The 19,911-nt window shown below is 72.0% G+C and carries 13 protein-coding genes, 1 rRNA gene and 2 pseudogenes; 12 read left to right on the forward strand and 4 right to left on the reverse strand.

Translation table 11 applies throughout. From position 1 onward, the window contains the following. The first annotated feature begins 161 nt into the window (after positions 1-161). Positions 162-1,703: a hypothetical protein gene (locus tag I53_RS21560; RefSeq protein ID WP_051044947.1), complete on the forward strand. Its 1,542-nt coding sequence runs from the start codon at positions 162-164 to the stop codon at positions 1,701-1,703. 117 nt (positions 1,704-1,820) lie between these two features. Here I53_RS21560 and I53_RS21565 read toward each other — a convergent pair whose 3' ends face one another. Both I53_RS21565 and I53_RS21570 read right to left on the reverse strand, forming a co-directional pair. Next, positions 1,821-4,097, reverse strand: a complete 2,277-nt coding sequence (locus I53_RS21565) for a TonB-dependent siderophore receptor (RefSeq protein ID WP_043354535.1) — start codon at positions 4,095-4,097, stop codon at positions 1,821-1,823. Between the two features lie 239 nt (positions 4,098-4,336). Continuing rightward, positions 4,337-5,639: pseudogene (locus I53_RS21570) on the reverse strand (alpha/beta hydrolase). Between the two features lie 291 nt (positions 5,640-5,930). On the opposite strand from I53_RS21570, the gene I53_RS21575 reads away from it, so the two are divergent. Next, on the forward strand, positions 5,931-6,116 hold the full coding sequence (locus tag I53_RS21575; protein ID WP_043354537.1) for a hypothetical protein: 186 nt from the start codon (positions 5,931-5,933) through the stop codon (positions 6,114-6,116). Positions 6,117-6,172: 56 nt separating this feature from the next. Here I53_RS21575 and I53_RS21580 read toward each other — a convergent pair whose 3' ends face one another. Beyond that, complete coding sequence (locus I53_RS21580) at positions 6,173-7,810, reverse strand: acyl-CoA synthetase (protein WP_043354539.1); 1,638 nt, start codon at positions 7,808-7,810, stop codon at positions 6,173-6,175. A gap of 79 nt (positions 7,811-7,889) precedes the next feature. Further along, complete coding sequence (locus I53_RS21585) at positions 7,890-8,504, reverse strand: PAS domain-containing protein (protein ID WP_051044948.1); 615 nt, start codon at positions 8,502-8,504, stop codon at positions 7,890-7,892. Between the two features lie 318 nt (positions 8,505-8,822). On the opposite strand from I53_RS21585, the gene I53_RS21590 reads away from it, so the two are divergent. The 10 genes and pseudogenes from I53_RS21590 to I53_RS21640 form a co-directional block, all read left to right on the forward strand. Further along, positions 8,823-9,470 carry a ParA family protein gene (locus I53_RS21590; protein ID WP_043354541.1) on the forward strand — a complete coding sequence of 216 codons (648 nt, stop codon included), beginning with the start codon at positions 8,823-8,825 and terminating at the stop codon, positions 9,468-9,470. Then, a complete protein-coding gene (locus tag I53_RS21595) occupies positions 9,454-9,792 on the forward strand; it encodes a ribbon-helix-helix domain-containing protein (RefSeq protein ID WP_043354543.1) in 339 nt (112 codons plus the stop codon). The genes I53_RS21590 and I53_RS21595 overlap by 17 nt, the downstream gene beginning before the upstream one ends. 281 nt (positions 9,793-10,073) lie before the next feature. Further along, positions 10,074-11,393, forward strand: coding sequence for a septal ring lytic transglycosylase RlpA family protein (locus tag I53_RS21600; RefSeq protein WP_043354559.1), 1,320 nt, complete (start codon positions 10,074-10,076; stop codon positions 11,391-11,393). A gap of 161 nt (positions 11,394-11,554) precedes the next feature. Further along, positions 11,555-12,799 (forward strand): D-alanyl-D-alanine carboxypeptidase family protein, encoded by a 1,245-nt coding sequence (locus I53_RS21605; protein WP_043354561.1) that lies wholly within the window; start codon positions 11,555-11,557, stop codon positions 12,797-12,799. 10 nt (positions 12,800-12,809) lie between these two features. Continuing rightward, positions 12,810-13,531 (forward strand): annotated as a pseudogene (gene tmk / locus I53_RS21610) (dTMP kinase). A gap of 347 nt (positions 13,532-13,878) precedes the next feature. Then, the gene (locus tag I53_RS21615; RefSeq protein WP_043354545.1) at positions 13,879-14,931 is read left to right on the forward strand and encodes a DNA polymerase III subunit delta'; all 1,053 of its coding nucleotides are present in this window, start codon (positions 13,879-13,881) and stop codon (positions 14,929-14,931) included. 999 nt (positions 14,932-15,930) lie between these two features. Continuing rightward, positions 15,931-17,508, forward strand: a complete 1,578-nt coding sequence (gene metG, locus I53_RS21625) for a methionine--tRNA ligase (RefSeq protein ID WP_043354549.1) — start codon at positions 15,931-15,933, stop codon at positions 17,506-17,508. Between the two features lie 32 nt (positions 17,509-17,540). Next, on the forward strand, positions 17,541-18,344 hold the full coding sequence (locus tag I53_RS21630) for a TatD family hydrolase (protein WP_043354551.1): 804 nt from the start codon (positions 17,541-17,543) through the stop codon (positions 18,342-18,344). A 28-nt stretch (positions 18,345-18,372) separates the two neighbouring features. Beyond that, a complete protein-coding gene (locus I53_RS21635) occupies positions 18,373-19,176 on the forward strand; it encodes an MBL fold metallo-hydrolase (protein WP_043354553.1) in 804 nt (267 codons plus the stop codon). Between the two features lie 644 nt (positions 19,177-19,820). Then, a 16S ribosomal RNA gene (locus I53_RS21640) occupies positions 19,821-19,911 on the forward strand; the annotation flags it as partial.

Raw genomic sequence — 19,911 nt, forward strand, 5'->3', positions numbered from 1 at the left:
GCCCGCAGCCACGAGACCCTGATCCTGGCGCTCCACGACGTGGCCCTGGCCCTCGCCCAGACCGACCGGATCGTGGTGCTGGAGGCCGGCCGGATCGTCCTCGACGCCCCGTCGGCGGGCCTCGATCCGGCGCGGCTCAGCCCGTTCTACGCGGCCGCCTGATGCGCAGCCCCGCCTTCCTGCCGCGGCCCGGCTACGCGGCGGTGAGCCGCTGGTTCCTGGCCGCGGCGCTCGCCGGCCTGCTGGTGGCGGACCTGCAGGTCACGACGCTCCACCCCTTGGCCGACCTCGCCCGCCTTCTCGGCGGCCTGATCCGGCCCGATTTCCCCGCGGTGGAGGGCTGGAGCGTCGTCTACACCGTCGCCTTCGCGATGCTCGGCGTCGGGCTCGGCGCCGGGACGGGGCTGCTGCTGGCGATCCCCTTCGCCCGCTCGCGCACGGTCCGGCTCGCCTGCGCGGGCGTCCGCGCCGTCCACGAGCTGTTCTGGGCCCTGCTGCTGATGCAGGTCTTCGGGCTCTCGGCGACCACCGGCGTGCTCGCCATCGCGCTGCCCTATGCGGGGATCTGCGCCAAGGTCTATGCCGAGCTGATCGAGGAGGCCGACCTCGCGGCCGTCCGGGTCCTGCCCGCGGGCACCGGCGCGGTCTCGGCCTTCCTGTACGCCCGCCTGCCCGAGGTGGCCGGGCGGATGCGCGACTACACCCTCTATCGCCTGGAATGCGGCCTGCGCTCAAGCCTCGTGCTCGGCTTCATCGGCCTGCCGACCATGGGCTTTGCCTTCGAATCCGCCTTCCGCCAGGGCCGCTATGCGGAAGCCGGGGCGCTGCTCCTGATCTTCTACGCGCTGATCGGCACGCGGCGGCTCTGGGTGCGGGCCCGGACGCTGCCTCTCCTCCTCGTCGGATCCGTGCTGGCGCTGCCGCCCACCGTCGGCAGCGCGGCGATCGGCCCGAGCCTCGCGCGCTTCCTCGGCCACGACATCGTGCCGGCGCCGCTCCGGGACGCCGCCCTCGCCGAGCCCGAGACCTGGGTCCGGCTCTGGTCCTGGCTGCGCCCGATCCTCGCCGGGCAGGTCCTGCCCGGCACCGCGCAGACCCTGATCCTGGCGCAGATCGCGCTGGTGGCCACCGCCCTCGGGGCGCTGGTCCTGTTCCCGCTGACCGCGCAGCGCTTCGCCGGCCCGGTCGGGCGGCCCCTCGGGCGGGTGCTGCTGGTGGTGGTGCGCTCCACGCCGGAATACGTGCTCGCCTATCTCGGCCTGCAGCTCCTGGGCCCCTCGATGCTGCCGGCGATCCTGGCGCTTTCGCTGCACAATGCCGGGATCGTCGCCTACCTGATGGGCCGCCACGCCGACGCGATCCCCTACCGGGCCGACGCGCCCCGGGGCCTCGATCTCTACGCCTACGAGACCGTGCCGCGCCTCTACGGCCAGTTCCTGGCCTACCTGCTCTACCGCTGGGAGCTGATCCTGCGGGAGAGCGCGATCTTCGGCATCCTGGGGGTCACGACGCTGGGCTTCTACGTCGACGCGGCGATCTCAGAGCTGCGCCTCGACGTGGCCGTGGTGCTGATCGCCGCCACCGCCCTGGTGACGGTGGCGGTCGACGCCCTCTCCCGGGCCCTGCGCCGGTCCCTGCGGATCGACGCCCTGCCGACCCGGCTCTCCGGGCCGCAGCCGATCACCGGGGCGGAGCCGACCTGAGCGGGATCGGTGACGCCGGCCCGGACGGGGCGCCGGCCGGCGATCCGCGGCGCGAACCGAACCCGGGTCGCCCGGAGCCTGCGCCGGACCGGGACCGTGAAACCCGGGCGCCCCGCCTCACCACTTGTAGCTGATCTTCGCCAGCACCCGCCGGGCATCGCCGTAGAAGCAGGAATTCTGCGCCTGGCAGGAGGAGACGAAGCGCCGGTCGGCGAGGTTCGTGGCGTTCACCTGGAAGCGCCAGTTCTCGTAATCGTAGTGCACCTGCGCGTCGAACAGCACGTAGTCCGGCAGGCGCAGGGTGTTGCCGACGTCGGCGAAGGAGCGGCCGATGTAGCGCACGCCGCCGCCGAAGCCGAAGCCGCGCCAGTCGCCGGTCGGAATCGTGTAGTCGAAGAACAGGTTGGCGAGGTTTTCGGGGGTGTTGACCGGCACGCGCCCGAGCTGGTCGACGGTGCCCCGCACGGTGTTGATCCCGAAGACCGTGAAGGAGCCGACGACGTTGAGGCCGTCGAACAGGTTGGCCACCAGCTGCGCCTCGAAGCCGGTGGAGCGCACCGCGCCGAGCTGGCTCTGGAACAGCGTGTTCGCCGGATTCGGCGTCAGCACGTTGTTGCGGTGGATGTCGAAGCCCGCGAAGGTCAGGAAGTAGCCCTGGCCCGGCGGCTCGAACTTGACGCCGCCCTCGATCTGGTCGCCCGTCTCCGGCTTGAAGGTCTGGCTGTTGATGTCCGTGCCGATCAGCGGCTGGAACGAGGTCGAGTACATCACGTACGGCGCGAGGCCGAAGTCGAAGTTGTAGATCGCCGCCGCCCGGTAGGTGAAGGCGCTGTCGTTGCGGCCGTTGCTGTTGGCGGGGGTCAGGCGGTCGTAGACCCGGTTGTCGACGAAGTCCTGCCGGCCGCCGAGGATCAGGCTCAGCTCCGGCGTGAGCTTGATCTGGTCCTGGAAGTAGAGCCCGACCTGCTGGAACGAGTCGGCGTTGATCAGGTACGGCGAGGCGGAGACCGTCTGCGGACCGTAGACCGGCGCGAGGATGTTCAGGTTCGGGGCCGGGAAGCCCGAGGCCTGGTTGTCGTGGATCTGGAAGTTCCGGTACTCCACGCCCATCAGGAAGTCGTGCCGGAAGAAGCCGTCGGAGAACTGCGCCTCGGCCTGGGTGTCGACGTCGAGCTGGGCGACCTTGGCGTGGTCCCGGAACAGGTAGCGGGCGAGCTGCGTCTGCTGCGGATCGGCGTAGCCGAGCTGGCCGATATAGGAGTTCTGGTAGCTCTCCGCGAAGGCGTAGCGGGCGTTCTGGCGGACCGTCCAGGTCTCGTCGAAGGCGTGCTCGAACTCGTAGCCGATGAAGGCCTGGTCGCGCCGGAAGGTGTTGAAGCCGGCATCGCCGACGTTGAGCGCGCGCGGGATGCGCAGGCCCAGCGCGGTCGGCTTCACCGTCCCGTAATAGGGCAGGAAGTTCGAGGTCACGGCGGAGTTGTCGCGCTGGAAGCTCGACAGGATCGTGAGCCGGGTCGCGCCGTCCGGCTTATAGGTGAAGGCCGGGGCGATGTAGTAGCTGTCGTCCGGCGCCCCCTGGACCTGGGTGCCGCCGTTGCGGGCGTAGCCGGTCAGGCGGGTGAACCAGTGGCCCTCCCGATCCGCCGGGCCGCCGACGTCGAAGGCGGCGTAGCGCTGGTCGAAGGAGCCGCCGCCGACCTCGATGGAGCCGAACGGCGTCTCGGTCGGGCGCTTGGTGACCTGGTTGATCAGGCCGCCGGGATTGCCGGCGCCGAACAGCACCGCGGCGGGGCCGCGCAGCACCTCGACGCGCTCCAGCCCGTAGGTGTTGACCCGGTAATACGCGAATCCGTAGTTCAGGAGCTGCAGGCCGTCGCGGTAGAGGCCGTAATCGCTCGCCACGAAGCCGCGCAGCTGGAAATAGTCGAGGCGCGAATCCGCGCCGAAGGTGCCCGCATAGGTGCCGGCCACGTACTGGGTCGCCTGCTGCAGGGTCTGGGCGTTCTGCGTGTCGATCTGCTGACGGCCCACGACGGTGATCGATTGCGGGGTCTCGATCAGCGGGGTGTTGGTCTTGGTGGCGGTGGCCGAGCGCCGGGCCACGTAGCCGTCGATCGGGCCGGTCGGGCTCTCCACGGCGCGCGCGGGCGCCCCGGCGCGGACCGCGGAGGCCGGCCCGCCGCCGCCCTGGCTCTCCACGCTGAGTTCCTCGAGCTGCACGCTGCTGCCGGCCGGCGACGCGGCGGCACCGCGGCGCGGCCCCGCGTCCTGCGCGCGGGCCGGGCCCGGCGCTGCCTGCGCCAGGACGGCCAGGGAGGCGCCGGCGAGGAGGGTGCGCAGGGTGACGCGCCGGACGATGCCCGTGGCGCCGGGGAGGGGGTGGGCGGCTCTCATGATCTCTTGCCGGATGCGACGCTGCGGGCAGCCGGCCGCGTTCGCCGGATTCGCCCCCGACGTGTCGGCCGCGCTGTTTAGAATCGTGATAAACTACTGTAATACTTGATCTTTCCAGCCCCGGACTACGGGCAGCCGGGCGCGGCCGCAAGCAGCCTTCGCGCGGAAGACGAGGGCTGTTGCCATTTCAACACGTATCGGTGGTGCAGCGACCGGGCCCGCGGCCCGGCGGCCCGGGGCTACTTCACGCGGCCCGCGATCCAGCCGGCCAGGACGTCCGCCACGGCGTCGCTGTTCGTCTCCAGCATCATCATGTGGCCGTTGCCGTGGAGGCCCTGATCGGCCAGCCGGACCACGTCGGGCTTGGCGCCGGCCTGGGTCAGGAAGGCGATGGTGCACTCGTCCTAGGTGGCGTGGAACGAGGCCTCCGCGGTCACCACCACTGTCGGCACCCTTCCCGAGGTTCGGCAGGGCCCGGACGGGCTCCGCCTGCAGCCAGCAGCGGATCCGCCCGTCGCCCCCCTTCGGATCGCCCCCCTTGGCGTCGGACCCTTTGGCCTGCTGCGCCACGATCAGGTCCTCGGGGGCCTTGACCGGGGGATCGAAGGTCAGCGGCATGCGGGTCAGGCCGTAGGCCCGGGCGCGCCCGTCCCCGGTCTTCTCCCAGAACTCCTTGCCGCCGCGGAACTGCACGTCGAAGAAGGGCGGGCCGTTCGGCTCGACGGCGACATGCGCCTTGACGAGGTCCGGCCGCGCATCCGAGGCGGCCCAGCCGAACAGGGCCGCCTGGCCGTGGGTGATCAGGATCGCCGGACCGATCTTCTCCAGCAGGGCCAGCAGGGCGGGATCGACCAGCTCCTCGGTCTGCTGGCTGTTGGCGAGGAAGGGGACTTGGCTGGCGAAGAACTGATCGAAGGCGGCGTTGCCCGGCACGCCCGCCCCGCCCGGCCAGCGGGTGTGGAGCTTGGCCTGCGGGTACAGGTCGTAGACCTCCGGGGCCGTGTGGGTGCGCTCCAGGCTCCGGGTACCGAGCCGGTCGTAGGGGCCGTAGACCTCCGGGTTGGTGCCCGAGCGCCCGCGCCCGACCTGGTCGACCACGTAGACCGGGTAGCCCTTCTCGACGAAGCGCTGCACCCAGCCCGGGCGGCCATCCGCGGTGGCGAGGTAGTTCACGCCGGTCTGGGCGAGGCCGTGGACCATCACCACCGGGTAGGCTTGCGTGATCCGGGCCGGGCTGCGCGACTGCACGAACATCTGGCCGACCATCACGGTCTTGTCGCCGAGCTTCTGGTAGCGGCCGCCGATGTAGAAATAGCCGGCGCGCGTCACCGGCTCGGACGGTCCCGCCGGGGCGGAGGCGGGCGCCACGCTCTGGGGGGCGGCGGCCTGCGTCGGCGGCTGGGCCGGGACAGGGCCCTGGGCCCGGGCCGGCCCAGCCGCCAGTCCCGCCGCCAACCCGGCGGCCAACCCGGCAGACAGGCTCAGCCCCTGAACGGCGAGCAGCGCCGCGCGGGCGCCGTTCGCGATGCCGTTGCCGGCCATGCCGTCTCTCCCGGATGCGCGCCACTCCGCGCGGGCGCTTATTGCGGGAAACGCAACGTTCGGCCAGCCGGGAAAGCTGCACCATCCCGCCCGCGATGTCCGCTGCGGGGTCGGGCGAAGCGTCACGGCAACCGGATCGCGGCCGAGCCCGGCCCCCGGCGCATGCCAGGCGCGCCCGCGGCGGTGCTGGCGCGGCGCGGGCGGCACGCCCACCTTGGGATCGCATCGGCGCCGCTACGCGCGCCCCTCGCCCGGATCACCCGCGGCGGGGCAAAGCCAAGGACTCCAGCCGTGGATCCCGCAACCGCCAAGACCCTGGTTTCCGCTGCCCTGGTCGCCGCCATCAGCCTGTTCAGCTTGGTGTCGCTCCAGGCCTTCGTCGCTCAGATCCTCGCGGACCTCCGCGACGCCGGGTCCGCCCCCAGGGCGGTGCCGGTCCCGGTCCGCGTCGACCGCCGGATTCCGCCGCAGGCCTGATCGGTCCGAGCGGGCGGCGTCAGCCCCGTCCGCCGGGATCTTCCGACGGATGCCGGTCAGGTCTCCTCCTGCCGGGCCCGCTCGCGCAGGATGAACTTCTGCACCTTGCCGGTGGAGGTCTTGGGCAGCTCGCCGAACACCACGTGGCGGGGGAGCTTGTAGGAGGCCAGCCGCCCCCGGCACCACTGGATCAGCTCGTCGGCACTGGGGGATGCGCCGGGCTTCAGCTCCACGAAGGCGCAGGGGGTCTCGCCCCATTTCGCATCGGGCTTGGCCACCACCGCCGCGGCGGCCACCGCCGGGTGCTTGAACAGGGCGTCCTCCACCTCGATCGACGAGATGTTCTCGCCCCCCGAGATGATGATGTCCTTCGAGCGGTCCTTGAGCTGCACGTAGCCGTCCGGGTGCTTCACCCCGAGGTCGCCGGTGCGGAACCAGCCGCCCTTGAAGGCGGCCTGCGTGGCGGCGGGATTCTTGAGGTAGCCGCGCATCACCACGTTGCCGCGCATCATCACCTCGCCGATCGTGGCCCCGTCGGCGGGCACCGGCTCCATCGTCTCAGGGTCGCGGACGTCGAGGGCCTCGAGCACCGGATAGCGGACGCCCTGGCGCGCCTTCTTGGCCGCCCGCTGGTCGGCCGCGAGGGCGTCCCAGTCGCCGTGCCAGGCATTCACAACCGCCGGCCCGTAGCTCTCGGTCAGGCCGTACAGGTGGGTCACGTCGAACCCGGCCTCCGACATGCCGGCGAGCACCGCCTCCGGCGGCGGCGCGGCGGCGGTGAAGAACGCGACGCGCTTGTGCAGGTCGCGGCGCTCGGCATCGGAGGCGTTGATCAGCATCTGCATCACGATCGGCGCCCCGCAGAGATGCGTGACCCCGTGCTCGTCCATCAGCCGGTACATGGCCTCCGCCCGGACCTGGCGCAGGCAGACATGGGTGCCGGCCACCACCGACAGGGTCCAGGGGAAGCACCAGCCGTTGCAGTGGAACATCGGCAGGGTCCAGAGATAGACCGGGTGCTGGCCGAGCCCGCCCGTGATGACGTTGCCGAGCGCCAGCAGCGCCGCCCCCCGGTGGTGGTAGACCACGCCCTTCGGGTCGCCCGTGGTGCCCGACGTGTAGTTCAGGGCGATCGCGTCCCACTCGTCGTCCGGGAGACGCCAGTCGTGCTCCGGGTTGCCGCCGGCCAGAAACGATTCGTAGTCGGTCTCGCCGAGGCGGGCGCCGGGGCCGTCGTATTCGGGATCGTCCACGTCGATCACGAACGGCTTGGTCTCCAGCCCCTCCAGCGCCGCGGCGGCCGTGCGGGAAAATTCGCGGTCGGTGATCAGCACCGCGGCCTCGCCGTGTTCCAGGCAGAAGCGGATCGCGCCGGCGTCGAGGCGGGTATTGAGGGTGTTGAGCACCGCCCCGGTCATCGGCACGCCGTAGTGGCACTCGATCATCTCGGGAGTGTTGGCCAGCAGCGCCGCCACGGTGTCGCCCCGGCCGATCCCGCGCGCCGCCAGCGCCGAGGCGAGGCGGCGCGCCCGGGCGTAGAGGTCCCGGTAGGAGCGCCGCAGGGGGCCGTGGACCACCGCCACGTGCTCGGGAAACACCCGCGCGGCCCGGTCCAGGTAGAGCAGGGGGGTCAGCGGCTGGTGGTTGGCCGGGACGCGGTCGAGGTCGCGGTCGTAAATCGTGTCGCGGGCCATCCCCGTCCTCCCGGCAAAATGTTGCCGGGACCGTAGCTTGCCGGGACGGGCGCGATCAATCGGGCGGGCGCGGACATCCTCAGTGGCGGGGCTCGTCCTCGGGCTCGGGCAGGAAGCGGGCGAGTTCGAAGCCGATCTCGATCATCAGGTGCTCGATCCGGTCGGTGAGGGTCGGCCGGTGCAAGGCGCGGGCGAGGTCGCGCAGGGCGATGATGTGCTCGGCCATCCGGTTCACCACCCGCTCGCTCTGCACGAGATTGGCGGCCTGCTCCTCGGTGCGGTCGATGGCGATGCCGCGCCCCCGGGTCGCCCCGCCGGCGGGGTCCCGCTCGATCCGGCCGCGCATCAGGAGCGTGCGGATCCCGGTGCGCGTGTCGCGGGTGCGGAACTCCGCCTCGACCGGACCGCCGGTCTCGGCCATCGCGTGCAGGTAGCTCTCGATCCGGATGCGGTCCTCGGGATGGGTGTGATCGAGGAACACCTCGAGGGACACCCCGCCGGCGGCGGCCTCGGGGTCGAGGCCGAGCAGATCCGCGAAGGTGGCCGAGAGCGCCAGCTGCCCCGCCCAGTAATCGTGGGCCCAGGTGCCCACGACGCCGGAGGCTTCCAGAACGGCTTGCGGGATCGGGGCTTCGGCCGCGCCAGTCCGCGCCGGGGCGACACCCGCTTTTAAACTTGAGGTTTTCACCCCCATCGGACTCCTCGTCTCACCCGCGCTCACGCTACGGTATCCGAGCGCCGCTGGAAAGGCTGTTAACTCTCTATATGCTAAGAATCTTAACCTGAAGTTTAGATGGATAGCCTGTGGCCGCATTGGGCCGGGATCTTCGGAACGACGCGCCGTCTTAACGGGTCGTTAACCATGTCGGCCGCAACCTGCCTTGGGACATCCTTGGGTCACAGGATCGCGGCACGCCGCAAATTCCATACCTGAGGTTGATCCAGACGGCGCAGCGACCGGCGGTCGCGGGCGCCCGAACGGATGCACGGGGCCTTCTGGAGGACGCCCAGGATGAAAGCGATCACCTTCGTCACGCAGAAGGGCGGCAGCGGCAAGAGCACGCTGTGCATCTCCCTGGCGGTGGCCGCCCGGGAAGCCGGCCACACGGTCTGCATCCTGGAGATGGACCGGCAGGCCACGATCTCCGACTGGCTCGACCACCGCACCGCCGACGGCCCCGAAGTGGCGCAGATCGACGCCACCCAGATCGACGCCGTTATGGAGCGCCTGCGCGAATCCGCCTACGATTACGTGTTCATCGACACGCCGGGGGTCGATTCCACCGGCACGCTGTCGGCGATCCGCGCGGCGGACCTGTGCATCATCCCGTGCCGGCCGACCCCCGCGGACCTGCGGGCGTTCAAGCCGACGCTGGCCGCCGTCTACCGGCTGGAGAAGAAGTTCGCCTTCGTGCTGAACCAGACCCCGCCGCGCTCCTACCGGGTCCGCGACGCCGCGGACGGGCTGGCAGTGCTCGGCATCCTGCCCGACGTGAACATCGTCGCCCGCACCGACCACCAGGACGCGATCGGCCTCGGGCAGGGCGTCACCGAATTCAACCCGAAGGGCCAGGCCGCCGGGGAGGTCCGCCGCCTCTGGTCCTGGATCGAGCGCCGCACGCAGCCCCTGAGGACGGGTCAGCATGTCCAAGCCGCCTAAGCTCAGCCTCGCGGCGATCGTGGCCTCGGCGAGCCCGCAGGTGAAGCCCCTCGCCCGATCCGCGCCGGCGGTCCGGCCGCAGGGCGCCGAGATCGTGTCGTTGACCCTCGCGCCTCCGGTGCCGAAGCCCGCGGCCACGCTCAAGCAGCGGGCCCGCCAGATGTCGGTCTATCTGGAGCCGCCGGTCTACGACCAGCTGCGCGACCTCGCCTACGCCGAGAGGACCAAGATGCACGCCCTGATTCTGGAGGGCCTCGACCTGCTGTTCAAGCAGCGCGGCGCCCAGTCGATCGCGCAGCTGACCGACGCGCAGTCCCGCTGAGGGCAGGCGGCTCCGCCTCCCTCCCCCGCGGCGGGGAGGGAGATGCCCTCTGGGAGAGCCTTTTCCCTTCTCGAACAGCCTTTTATGCGTCGATCCTGAGATCACGCACGAACCGCCCGGCACCGTCGGGCGCAGCGCCTGAACCCCGACCTCCGGCAACGTTCAGGCTTCCTTTACGCGATCCCTACAATTCTGGGTGGACCCGGCCGCGGGCCTCTTGGCGCGTCCGGATCCGGTCCGGTTCGGGCCCCGGCCACGCGTAGAGTTTGGTGATCCCCACGATGGTGCGCACGACGCTTCCCCGGCCGGCGCGCCTCGCCCTGCGGCTCATGGCCGTCTCGGGCGTGGCCCTGGCCACCGCCAACTGCGCCACCTCGCCCCAGCAGAAGCTCGCCGCCGGGAACGGTATCGACCCGAAATACGGAGTCAAGGCGAGCCCGCGCCTCTACAACGAGGGCGACGTGATCCCGAAGGGCGGCGGCCGCCGCTACACCGGCAAGCCCTACGTGGTCGCCGGCCAGACCTACGTGCCGAAGGAGAATCCGAACGGCTACGTGCGCGAGGGGCTCGCCTCCTGGTACGGCTCGGCCTTCCACGGCCGCATGACCGCCAACGGCGAGGTGTTCGACCGCCACTCGATCGCCGCCGCCCACCCCACCCTGCCGCTGCCGAGCTACGCCCGGGTGACGAACCTCGACAACGGCTACTCGATGGTGGTGCGCGTCAACGACCGCGGCCCCTACCATGCCGGGCGCGTCATGGACGTGTCGGAGGAGGCGGCCGACGCCCTGGGCTTCCACCGCAAGGGCACCGCGCATGTGCGCGTCGAATATGTCGGCAAGGCCTCGGTGGCCGGCAGCGACGACCGCAAGCTGCTCGCCAGCCTGCGCACCGACGGCCGGCCGGCCGGCCGCTCGACCGTGATGATGGCCGATCTCGGCCCGACCGAGGACACGGAGCGCTACACGCGCTCCGCCCCGGCGCCGCTGGCCTTCCGTCCCGCCCAGGATTCCGCGTCGGAGCCCGCCGAGACCCCGGCCGCGCGGCCCGAGAGGACGGCGCCGGTGCGCGCGCCGATCATGCTGGCCTCCGCCGCCGTGACGGTCCCGGCGGCCGTGCAGCCCACAGCCCCGCGGGTGCGGGAGTTCCGGCCCGCCCCCGTCCAGACCGCCGCCGCCAAGGGTGGCGGCGTCGGGGCCGGCAACCTGAAGGTCGCGGGTCTCAACCCGGCCCTCGCCCAGGGAGCGCCCCAGGCGCCTGGGCATGCCGCTGCCGGGAAAATCGCCTCGAAACCCGGCTCGGCCGCCCGTCCGGCGCTCGCCGAGGTCCACGGCCGGGGGGCTCCGGCGCCCGGCCCGACGAAGCTCGCCAAGGGCCCCTCCGCGCCGCTGCCGGCTTCGGCCAAGCTCGCCATGGCACGCCTCGCGGCCGTGCCGGCCAAGCCCGCGGCGGCCGCGCCGTCCAAGGCGGCGCCCGGCAAGTCCGCGGCGCCTGCCAAGTCCGCAGCGCCTGCGAAGTCCGCGGCGCCCGGCAAGGCGTCACCGAGCAGGATCGCCGCCCCTGCCGGCGCCCATCACGCCCGCCTGGCCGGGATCTACTGACGCCGCCCGCGGCGTCGGCCATCGGGGCCTCGGCCGGATCCCGGCCGCCGATGCGGCATTTCGCGTTCGATCCGGCGCCGAAACCGTAATATGGTCACGCTTGTTATTGGGATACGGCCGGGATGCTTCCGGGCCGGCGGCAGGCGTGGGACGGAACGGTGATGCGCAGACCCCTTCTCACCCTCCTCGCGGCCGCCTGCGCCCTGGGCGCCGGCCTCGCCGCCGCCGCCGCACAGAGCTTCCAGACCGCGGCCCCGCACGCGATCCTGATCGACGCCGATTCCGGCTCGGTCCTGTTCGAGAAGGCCGCCGACGAGCGGTTCTCGCCGGCCAGCATGGCCAAGCTGATGACCACCGACATCGTGTTCGAGGCGCTGAAATCCGGCCGCCTCTCCATGGACACGGAGTTCACCGTCACCGAGGACGCGTGGAAGCGCGGCGGCGCCGGCGGGGGCGGCTCGTCGATGTTCGCGCAGGTCAACAGCCGCATCAAGATGGCGGACCTGCTGCGCGGCCTGATCGTGCAGTCGGGCAACGACGCGGCGATCACCATCGCGGAGAACATGGCCGGGTCCGAGGAGGCCTTCGCGGGGCTGATGAACCAGCGCGCCAAGGAGATCGGGCTGACGAACTCGACCTTCCGCAACGCCACCGGCTACGCGGCGCCCGACCAGAAGGTCACGGCCCGGGACATGGCCAAGCTCGCGCTGCACATCATCGACACCTACCCGGATTACTACAAGATCTTCTCCGAGAAGGAGTTCACCTGGAACAAGATCCGCCAGCAGAACCGCAACCCGCTGCTCGCCCTCGACATCGGCGCGGACGGGCTCAAGACCGGCTACCTGGAGGAATCGGGCTACGCGCTCACGGGCTCGGCGGTGCAGAACGGCCAGCGGCTCGTTCTGGTGGTCTCGGGGCTGAAGAGCGCCCGGGACCGCGCCTCCGAGTCGCGCAAGCTGATGGAATGGGGCTTCCGCGCCTTCGAGCCCCGGCAGGTCTTCACGCCGGGCGAGACCGTGGCCGAGGCCTCCGTGTATGGCGGCCAGTCGGGCTCGGTGCCGCTGGTGGCGAAGAAGCCCGTGCGGGTCCTGCTGCCGCGCGGCTCCAGCGACCGGGTCAGCGCCAAGGTGATCTATACCGGGCCCCTCGTCGCCCCCGTGGAGGAGGGCCGGCGGGTCGGCGTCCTGCGCATCCAGCGCGGCGACACGGTCGCCCTCGACCAGCCCCTCTACGCCGGCGCCTCGGTGGAGCCCGGCACGCTGTCGCAGCGGGCGATGGATGCGGCGCTGGAATTCGGCACCGGCCTCGTCCGCAAGGCCCTCGACCGGGCCGGCAAGGGCGGCGACAAGGGTGGCGACAAGGGGACGGACAAGGGTGCTGCCGGGGCGGCCAACCCCTCGTGACGGCGCGCGCGTGACCGTGCTGCGGCTCCGGGATCCCGCGGAGGCGGGCGGCGCCTTCCTCACCTTCGAGGGGGGGGAGGGGGCCGGCAAGTCGACCCAGATCGCCCGCCTCGCCGCGACCCTGCGCGCGCAATCGGGCCGGGCCGTCTGCGTGACGCGCGAGCCCGGCGGCTCGCCGCGGGCGGAGGAGATCCGCACGGCCCTGCTCGACGGCGTCGCCAAGCCCTACGGCCCCTTCGCGGAAGCCCTGCTGTTCAGCGCCGCCCGGATCGACCACCTCGACCGCTTGATCCGTCCGGCCCTGCGCCGGGGCGAGATCGTGCTGTGCGACCGCTTCATCGACTCGACCCGGGCCTATCAGGGCGCCGCAGGCGGCCTCGATCCCGGGATCGTGGACGCCCTGGAGCGGGTCGTCGTCGGCCCGACCCGGCCCGACCTCACCCTGATCCTCGACCTTGCCCCCGAGGCGGGCCTCGCCCGCGCGGCCGGGCGCGGCGCCGGGACGGGGCAGGGGGCCGACCGGTTCGAGGCCGAGGCCCTCGACTCCACATCCGGCTGCGGGAGGCCTTCCTGGCGATCGCCCGGGCCGAGCCGGAGCGCTGCGCGGTGATCGACGCGTCCCGCGATCCCGACGCGGTCGAGGCGGCGATCCGGGCCGTCGTCGCGTCCCGGCTGCCCGAGCTTCTGCCCGACCGGCCGAAGGGGACGGGCAGAAGCGGCGATGCGGTGTGAGCGGCGGCGCTCCGCGGCCGGTTTGCGGCGTGCCCCGTTCGGGCTATCGTCCGGATGGAAACCGCCGCTCCCTGGCGCTGCCCCGTCAAGGTCGAGCCGGCGCACGATCACGGGGCGCAGGGCGCGTCGGCGGTGGAACCTCCGCTCGCCCTGTTCCGCGCGCGAGAATGGCGGAGAGGCCCATTCTCGGCACGCAGGCTCGGCACGCCAGGCCGCGCGCGACCGGCGCGGGGTGGGTCGGTGAGGCCCGGGCGAGGCCGGTGCGACCGGCCCAGGGGCGCTGGGCACCGCCCGTGGGCTTCCGGAAGCGCAGCGGTGCCGGAACCGCCAGAGGAGCGAAGGCTCGCATGAAACCCGTGGACCGCGCCGCCGACGACGTCGAGCCCGGAGACCTGTCGGGCATCCCGCGCCCGCGCGAGACCCTCGGGCTCGTCGGCCACGGGGCGGCGGCCGACGCCTTCGCGGCCGCGATCGCGGCGGGCCGCCTGCACCATGCCTGGCTGATCGGCGGCGCCCCCGGCATCGGCAAGGCGACGCTGGCCTACCGGGTCGCGCGCCGCCTGCTCGCCCATCCCGCGGGCGGCGGGCCGGCGGGCCTCGACGTGCCGGCGGACGATGCCGTCATCGGCAAGGTGGCGGGCCTGTCGCACCCGAATCTGGTGGTCCTGCGCCGCCACCGGACCGCCGGCACCAAGACGCTGCCGACCAAGATCTCGGTCGACATGGTGCGCCGGGCCCTCGACCTCTTCGCCTCGACGGCCACGGATTCCGGCTGGCGGGTCTGCATCCTCGACAGCGCCGAGGATCTCAACGCCAACGCCGCCAACGCCCTGCTCAAGGTCCTGGAGGAGCCCCCGCCCCGGGCGCTGTTCCTGATCCTGTCCCACCAGCCCGGCCGGCTGCTCCCGACCATCCGCTCCCGTTGCCGGGTCCTGATGCTGCGCCCGCTGTCCCCCGAGGCGGTCGCCCAGGTGGTGCGCGGCCTGCCCGAGCCCTTCCCGCAACCCGACGAGGCCGCCCTGGCCCGGGCGCTGGCCCAGTGCGAGGGCTCGGTCGCCCGGGCGCTGGCGATGCTCGATCCGGTCACCGCCGGCCTCGTGGCCGAGATCGAGACCCTGCTGGCGCGGGCGCGCACGCCCGATTGGGGCCGGGTGCTCAAGCTGGCCGAGACCCTGGCGGGCCGCGACGCGGAGGCGCGGTTCGAGGCCGCCCAGGACGCGGTGCTGCGCTTCGTCTCGGCCGAGATCGACCGGCGCCGGGACGAGCCCCCCGCCCGCCTCGCCGCCCTGGTGGAGGTCGCCGACCGGTTCGGCCGCGCCGCCCGGGAGGCGGCGATCTACAACCTCGACCGGCGCCCGGTGATGCTGTCCCTGTTCGGGGACCTCGCCGAAGTGGCGTAGGGCCGGACGCGGCGGTGCCGCGGGCGATGGGCGCCGTGAGAGGCCGCCGCGCGAGGCCGCCGCATCCCGTCGTCCCGGGGCCGCCCGGCGGGGCCTGGGATCCAGACACGCCGAGGCGGCACGGCCTCGCACGGACGGTGTCCCAGGTCGCCCGGCTCCGGCGTACCCCTCCGGGTCCGGGTTCGTCTGCGGCGCCCCGGAATGACCGCGCGGATCGATGGGCGCAGGGCCTCACCGACCGGACGCGCCGCCCGCACCTTGACAATGTTCCTATTTTGTGCTTCCTGACCGCACCTGTCCGCGGCGGCCCGGGAGCGATCCCGGGGCGTCCTTCGGGGGCCCGCCCGGTGGCTGACCGGGCGGGTCCGGGGGCGGGGCGGCGCCCGCGTCGGTGGCTTTCAGCCGCCATCGCCCCGGGCGGCGGACCGGTGCGGGGCGTGTCTCGGAAGCGGGCGTGAGACCGGGCGGCAGTTTGCCCGGCGGGGTCGAGGAAATGCCCCCGCGCCGACCCGCCTCTGGGCCGACCCTGAGCGACCTGCGGACCCGCCCACTACGAGGCGGGGGGCGGCTGGAAGGCCACGGCGCTGATGCGGGTTCCGGAGGTGCGGGCACGGCGTGCCTGGGCCTCGCCCGAGACCGCTAACAGGGAGTCGCAGGACCGGGGCGCTGGAGACGCCGCGACGAGAAAGACGGCACCGGCCGGGGGAGGCGCCCGGTCGATGCCGCGGGGCGCCGCGGGGATCGGATCCCGCGCGACTTTGGCCGACACCTGGGTTCCCGCGGCGTCCCGCGTCCCTCGTGTTCGCTCCCGGGCCATGCCCCCGGCGCCACCGGCGCGCGGGGACGATGACGCATGTCCGGAGACGGTTGACGACGGCCGCCTCCCGGACCGGCCGCCGTCGCGGCAGCGCCGGTCTTGCCGGTCGCGACGGTTGCGTCCCGGCTCCGGTCGCGCGACAACGCGGGCAGCTTCCCGCGCTCATCCGGAACACCACAGACGTGACGTCCAACGCCCCGGCGCCCCTGAAAAAAACCTTTGGCCTCTCGACCGCGATCTCCTACCCCAACGGCGCGCCCCATATCGGCCATGCCTACGAGGTGATCGCCGCCGACGCCATCGCGCGCTTCCACCGGCTCGACGGCTACGACGTGCTGTTCTCCACCGGGACCGACGAGCACGGGCTGAAGATCCAGCAGGCCGCGACCCGGGCCGGCACCACCCCACGCGCGTATGTCGACGGCACCGCCGCCCGGTTCCAGGCGATGGCCGACCGGCTGGACTGCGCCTACGACCGCTTCATCCGCACCACCGAGCCCGGCCATTCCGCCGCCGCCCAGGAGATCTGGCGGCGGATGGAGGCCAACGGCGACATCTACCTCGACAAATACGCCGGCTGGTACTCGGTCCGCGACGAGGCCTATTACGACGAGGCCGAGACCCGGCTCCTGGAGGACGGCAGCCGCCGCAGCCTCGCCACCGACACGCCGGTCGTGTGGATGGAGGAGGAGAATTTCCTGTTCCGGCTCTCCGCCTATCAGGACCGGCTGCTGCAGCTCTACGCGGACCAGCCCGACTTCATCGGGCCGGACACCCGCCGGAACGAGGTGGCGAGCTTCGTGCGCTCCGGCCTCAAGGACCTCTCGGTCAGCCGCACGAATTTCGACTGGGGCGTGCCGGTGCCCGGCCATCCGAGCCACGTCATGTACGTGTGGGTCGATGCGCTCACCAATTATCTCACCGTCACCGGCTTCCCCGACGAGTCCGATCCGCGAAAAAAATTCTGGCCGATGGATCTGCACATCATCGGCAAGGACATCGTCCGGTTCCACGCGGTCTACTGGCCGGCCTTCCTGATGTCGGCCGGGCTGCCCCTGCCCAAGCGCGTCTTCGGCCACGGCTTCCTGCTCTCCAAGGGCGAGAAGATGTCGAAGTCGCTGGGCAACGTCCTCGATCCGTTCGAGCTTGCCGACACCTACGGCGTCGACCCGGTGCGCTACTTCGTGCTGCGCGAGGTGCCGTTCGGCGGCGACGGCAGCTACAGCCACGAGGCGATCATCGGCCGGATCAACGCCGATCTCGCCAACGACCTCGGCAACCTCGCCCAGCGCTCGCTCTCGATGGTGGCCAAGAACTGTGACGGTGCGGTGCCGGATCCGGGCAGCCTGGACGAGGCCGACCGCGCCCTGCTCGCCCAGGTCGATGCCCTGCCGGAGCGCGCCCGCACCCTGATGGGCGACCTCGCGCTGCACAGCATCCTCGCCGAGATCTGGGCCGTGGTGGCGGAGGCGAACCGCTACTTCGCCGCCCAGGAGCCCTGGCGCCTGCGCAAGTCCGACCCGGCGCGGATGAACGCCGTGCTCTACACGACGCTGGAGGCGTTGCGCGTCTTCGGCATCCTGACCCAGCCCTTCGTGCCGGGGGCGGCCGCCAAGCTCCTCGACCTGCTGGCGGTGCCGGCCGACCGGCGCAGCCTCGCCGCCGTGGGGGAGGGGGGCCGGCTCGTGCCGGGCACGGCGCTCGCCGCCCCCGCGCCGATCTTCCCGCGCTTCGAGCGCCCCGAGACCCCGTCCGCCTGACGAATCTTGCCGCCCGACGGCCCCGAGACCCGATGCTCATCGACAGCCACTGCCATCTCGACTTCCCGGATTTCGCCGCCGACCTGCCCGGGGTCATTGCCCGGGCGAAGGCCGCGGGCGTCACCGGCATGCTCACCATCGCCACCCGGGTCGCCAAGGCCGACACCTACCGGGCGATCGCCGAGGCTCATCCGGAGGTCTGGTACACGATCGGCACCCATCCCCACGGGGCGGCCGATGAGCCGGACGTCGCCGCCGGAACGATCGCGGAGATCGCCGCGGCCAGCCCGCGCTGCGTCGGGATCGGCGAGGCCGGGCTCGATTACCACTACGCCGACGCCGCCCCCGAGGCGGTGCAGGAGCGGGTGCTGCGCGCCCATATCGAGGCGGCGCGCCTGTCCGGCCTGCCGCTGGTGATCCACGCCCGCGACGCCGACGACCACATGGAGCGGGTGCTCTCCGACGAGATGGGCCAAAAACCCTTCCGGGCGGTGCTGCACTGCTTCTCCTCGGGGAAGCGGCTGGCGGAGGCCGGGGTGGAGCTGGGGCTGTTCGTGTCCTTCTCGGGCATCGTCACCTTCCGGCGCTCGCACGATCTGCGCGACATCGCCCGGAGCGTGCCCCTGGATCGGATCTTGGTGGAGACCGACGCGCCGTTCCTCGCCCCCGAGCCCCATCGCGGGCGGACCAACGAGCCGGCCTACACGGCCGACACTGCCCGGTCCCTCGCCGAGACTCTCGGGCTGCCGGCCGAGGACCTCGCCCGGATCACCACAGCGAACTTTTTCAGCCTGTTCGACAAGGCGGTCGGCGCAACGCCCCGCAGCGGCGCGTGACCGAAGCGGGCGGGAGCGGGAGATCCGGATGGCGCGCCTGACCCTGCGGATCCTCGGCTGCGGCTCCTCCGGCGGGGTGCCGCGGGTCGGCACCGGCTGGGGTGCCTGCGATCCGGAGGAGCCACGCAACCGCCGGAGGCGCTGCTCGATCCTGGTCGAGCGGGCATCCGGGGCCGGGCGGACCACGCTTCTGGTCGACACCTCCCCCGATCTGCGCGAGCAGCTCCTGGATTCCGGCATCCGGCGTCTGGACGGGGTGCTCTACACCCACGCCCATGCCGACCACACCCACGGAATCGACGACCTGCGCCCGCTGGTGATCGCCATGCGGGCACGGATCCCGGTCTACGCGGACGCCCTGACCCGGTCGCTGCTCACGACCCGGTTCGGCTATTGCTTCGAGACGCCCCCCGGAAGCGCCTACCCGCCGATCCTCGACCTGCGCGACCTCGACGCCGACCGCGACCTGACCCTGGAGGGGGAGGGGGGCCCGATCACCGTGGCATCGCTCCCGGTGGAGCACGGCAACGAGGCGGCCCTCGGCTTCCGCTTCGGCAATGCGGCCTACATGCCCGACGTGAGCCTGATCCCGGACGCGACCCTGGCCCGGCTCCACGGTCTCGACCTGCTGATCATCGATGCCCTGCGGGACACCCCGCACCCGACCCATTTCTCGGTCTCGGACGCGCTGGCCCTGATCGAAGCGGTCCGGCCCCGCCAGGCGGTGCTCACCAACCTCCACACCGACCTCGACTACGGCACCCTGGCGGCGCGCCTGCCCATGGGGATCGCGCCCGCCTATGACGGGATGAGCCTGACCCTCGACGTCTGAGGACGGCGGGGCAGGGGGAAGGCAGGAGCGAATCGCCCGTCACACGCCTGTCGTCGCCGGAGTCCAAGAAAATCGACTTCCCTGCGAAGAAGGCTGTTGACGGCCCGGAACGGTGGGCCTATACCCCGGCTCATCGGCGCCGGCCGCGGAAGTGGACCGGGCGCTGAGGCATCTTCTGACAAGCGGCGGGATTGGCCGGCGGGTTTAGCCGGGCGGTCTTCTGTTTTCTGCGAGATGCCGGCTCTGCGGCGGGCCGCTACGGCGGTTTTGAGGCGGGGTTGACAGGAGGATCGGCGGGCTCTAGACGCCCTCCACCGCTGAGGCGGACCACTGAACAGTCGGTCCGGTATCACGGTTCCTCCAGTCGAGCAAGGGTCCCTCGGGCGTCAGCCCGGACGGTCTGTTGCCGGCGCGGGCTTCGGGTGACCGGAGCCGTTCTTTGACAAGTTGGAATTGAGGAAGGGAGACGCGGGCGGCGTTTGTCCTTGCGGCCAGGCCTTAGGGTCTGGCGTGAGAGACTTGTGCCGATCTGTTGTTCTTCTTTCTGAGCTCACCGACGGGTGTTTGGCGCTGTGAAGCGCTGGATGCTTGGTCGATGTGAGGCTCCGTCTGAGAATATACGTGATCGGCCAGATCAATCTCTTCAACGTGAGAGTTTGATCCTGGCTCAGAGCGAACGCTGGCGGCAGGCTTAACACATGCAAGTCGAGCGGACCTTTCGGGTCAGCGGCGACG

Source organism: Methylobacterium sp. B1, assembly GCF_000333255.1.
GTDB classification, from domain to species: domain Bacteria; phylum Pseudomonadota; class Alphaproteobacteria; order Rhizobiales; family Beijerinckiaceae; genus Methylobacterium; species Methylobacterium fujisawaense.

Bases quoted from the DNA above. Each gene is read 5' to 3' on its own strand.
- I53_RS21615 (WP_043354545.1), top strand. From the start codon at position 13,879: ATGAAACCCGTGGACCGCGCCGCCGACGACGTCGAGCCCGGAGACCTG.
- I53_RS21580 (WP_043354539.1), bottom strand. From the start codon at position 7,810: ATGGCCCGCGACACGATTTACGACCGCGACCTCGACCGCGTCCCGGCC.
- I53_RS21635 (WP_043354553.1), top strand. From the start codon at position 18,373: ATGGCGCGCCTGACCCTGCGGATCCTCGGCTGCGGCTCCTCCGGCGGG.
- I53_RS21605 (WP_043354561.1), top strand. From the start codon at position 11,555: ATGCGCAGACCCCTTCTCACCCTCCTCGCGGCCGCCTGCGCCCTGGGC.
- I53_RS21630 (WP_043354551.1), top strand. From the start codon at position 17,541: ATGCTCATCGACAGCCACTGCCATCTCGACTTCCCGGATTTCGCCGCC.
- I53_RS21600 (WP_043354559.1), top strand. From the start codon at position 10,074: ATGGTGCGCACGACGCTTCCCCGGCCGGCGCGCCTCGCCCTGCGGCTC.
- I53_RS21585 (WP_051044948.1), bottom strand. From the start codon at position 8,504: ATGGGGGTGAAAACCTCAAGTTTAAAAGCGGGTGTCGCCCCGGCGCGG.
- I53_RS21560 (WP_051044947.1), top strand. From the start codon at position 162: ATGCGCAGCCCCGCCTTCCTGCCGCGGCCCGGCTACGCGGCGGTGAGC.
- I53_RS21595 (WP_043354543.1), top strand. From the start codon at position 9,454: ATGTCCAAGCCGCCTAAGCTCAGCCTCGCGGCGATCGTGGCCTCGGCG.
- I53_RS21565 (WP_043354535.1), bottom strand. From the start codon at position 4,097: ATGAGAGCCGCCCACCCCCTCCCCGGCGCCACGGGCATCGTCCGGCGC.
- I53_RS21590 (WP_043354541.1), top strand. From the start codon at position 8,823: ATGAAAGCGATCACCTTCGTCACGCAGAAGGGCGGCAGCGGCAAGAGC.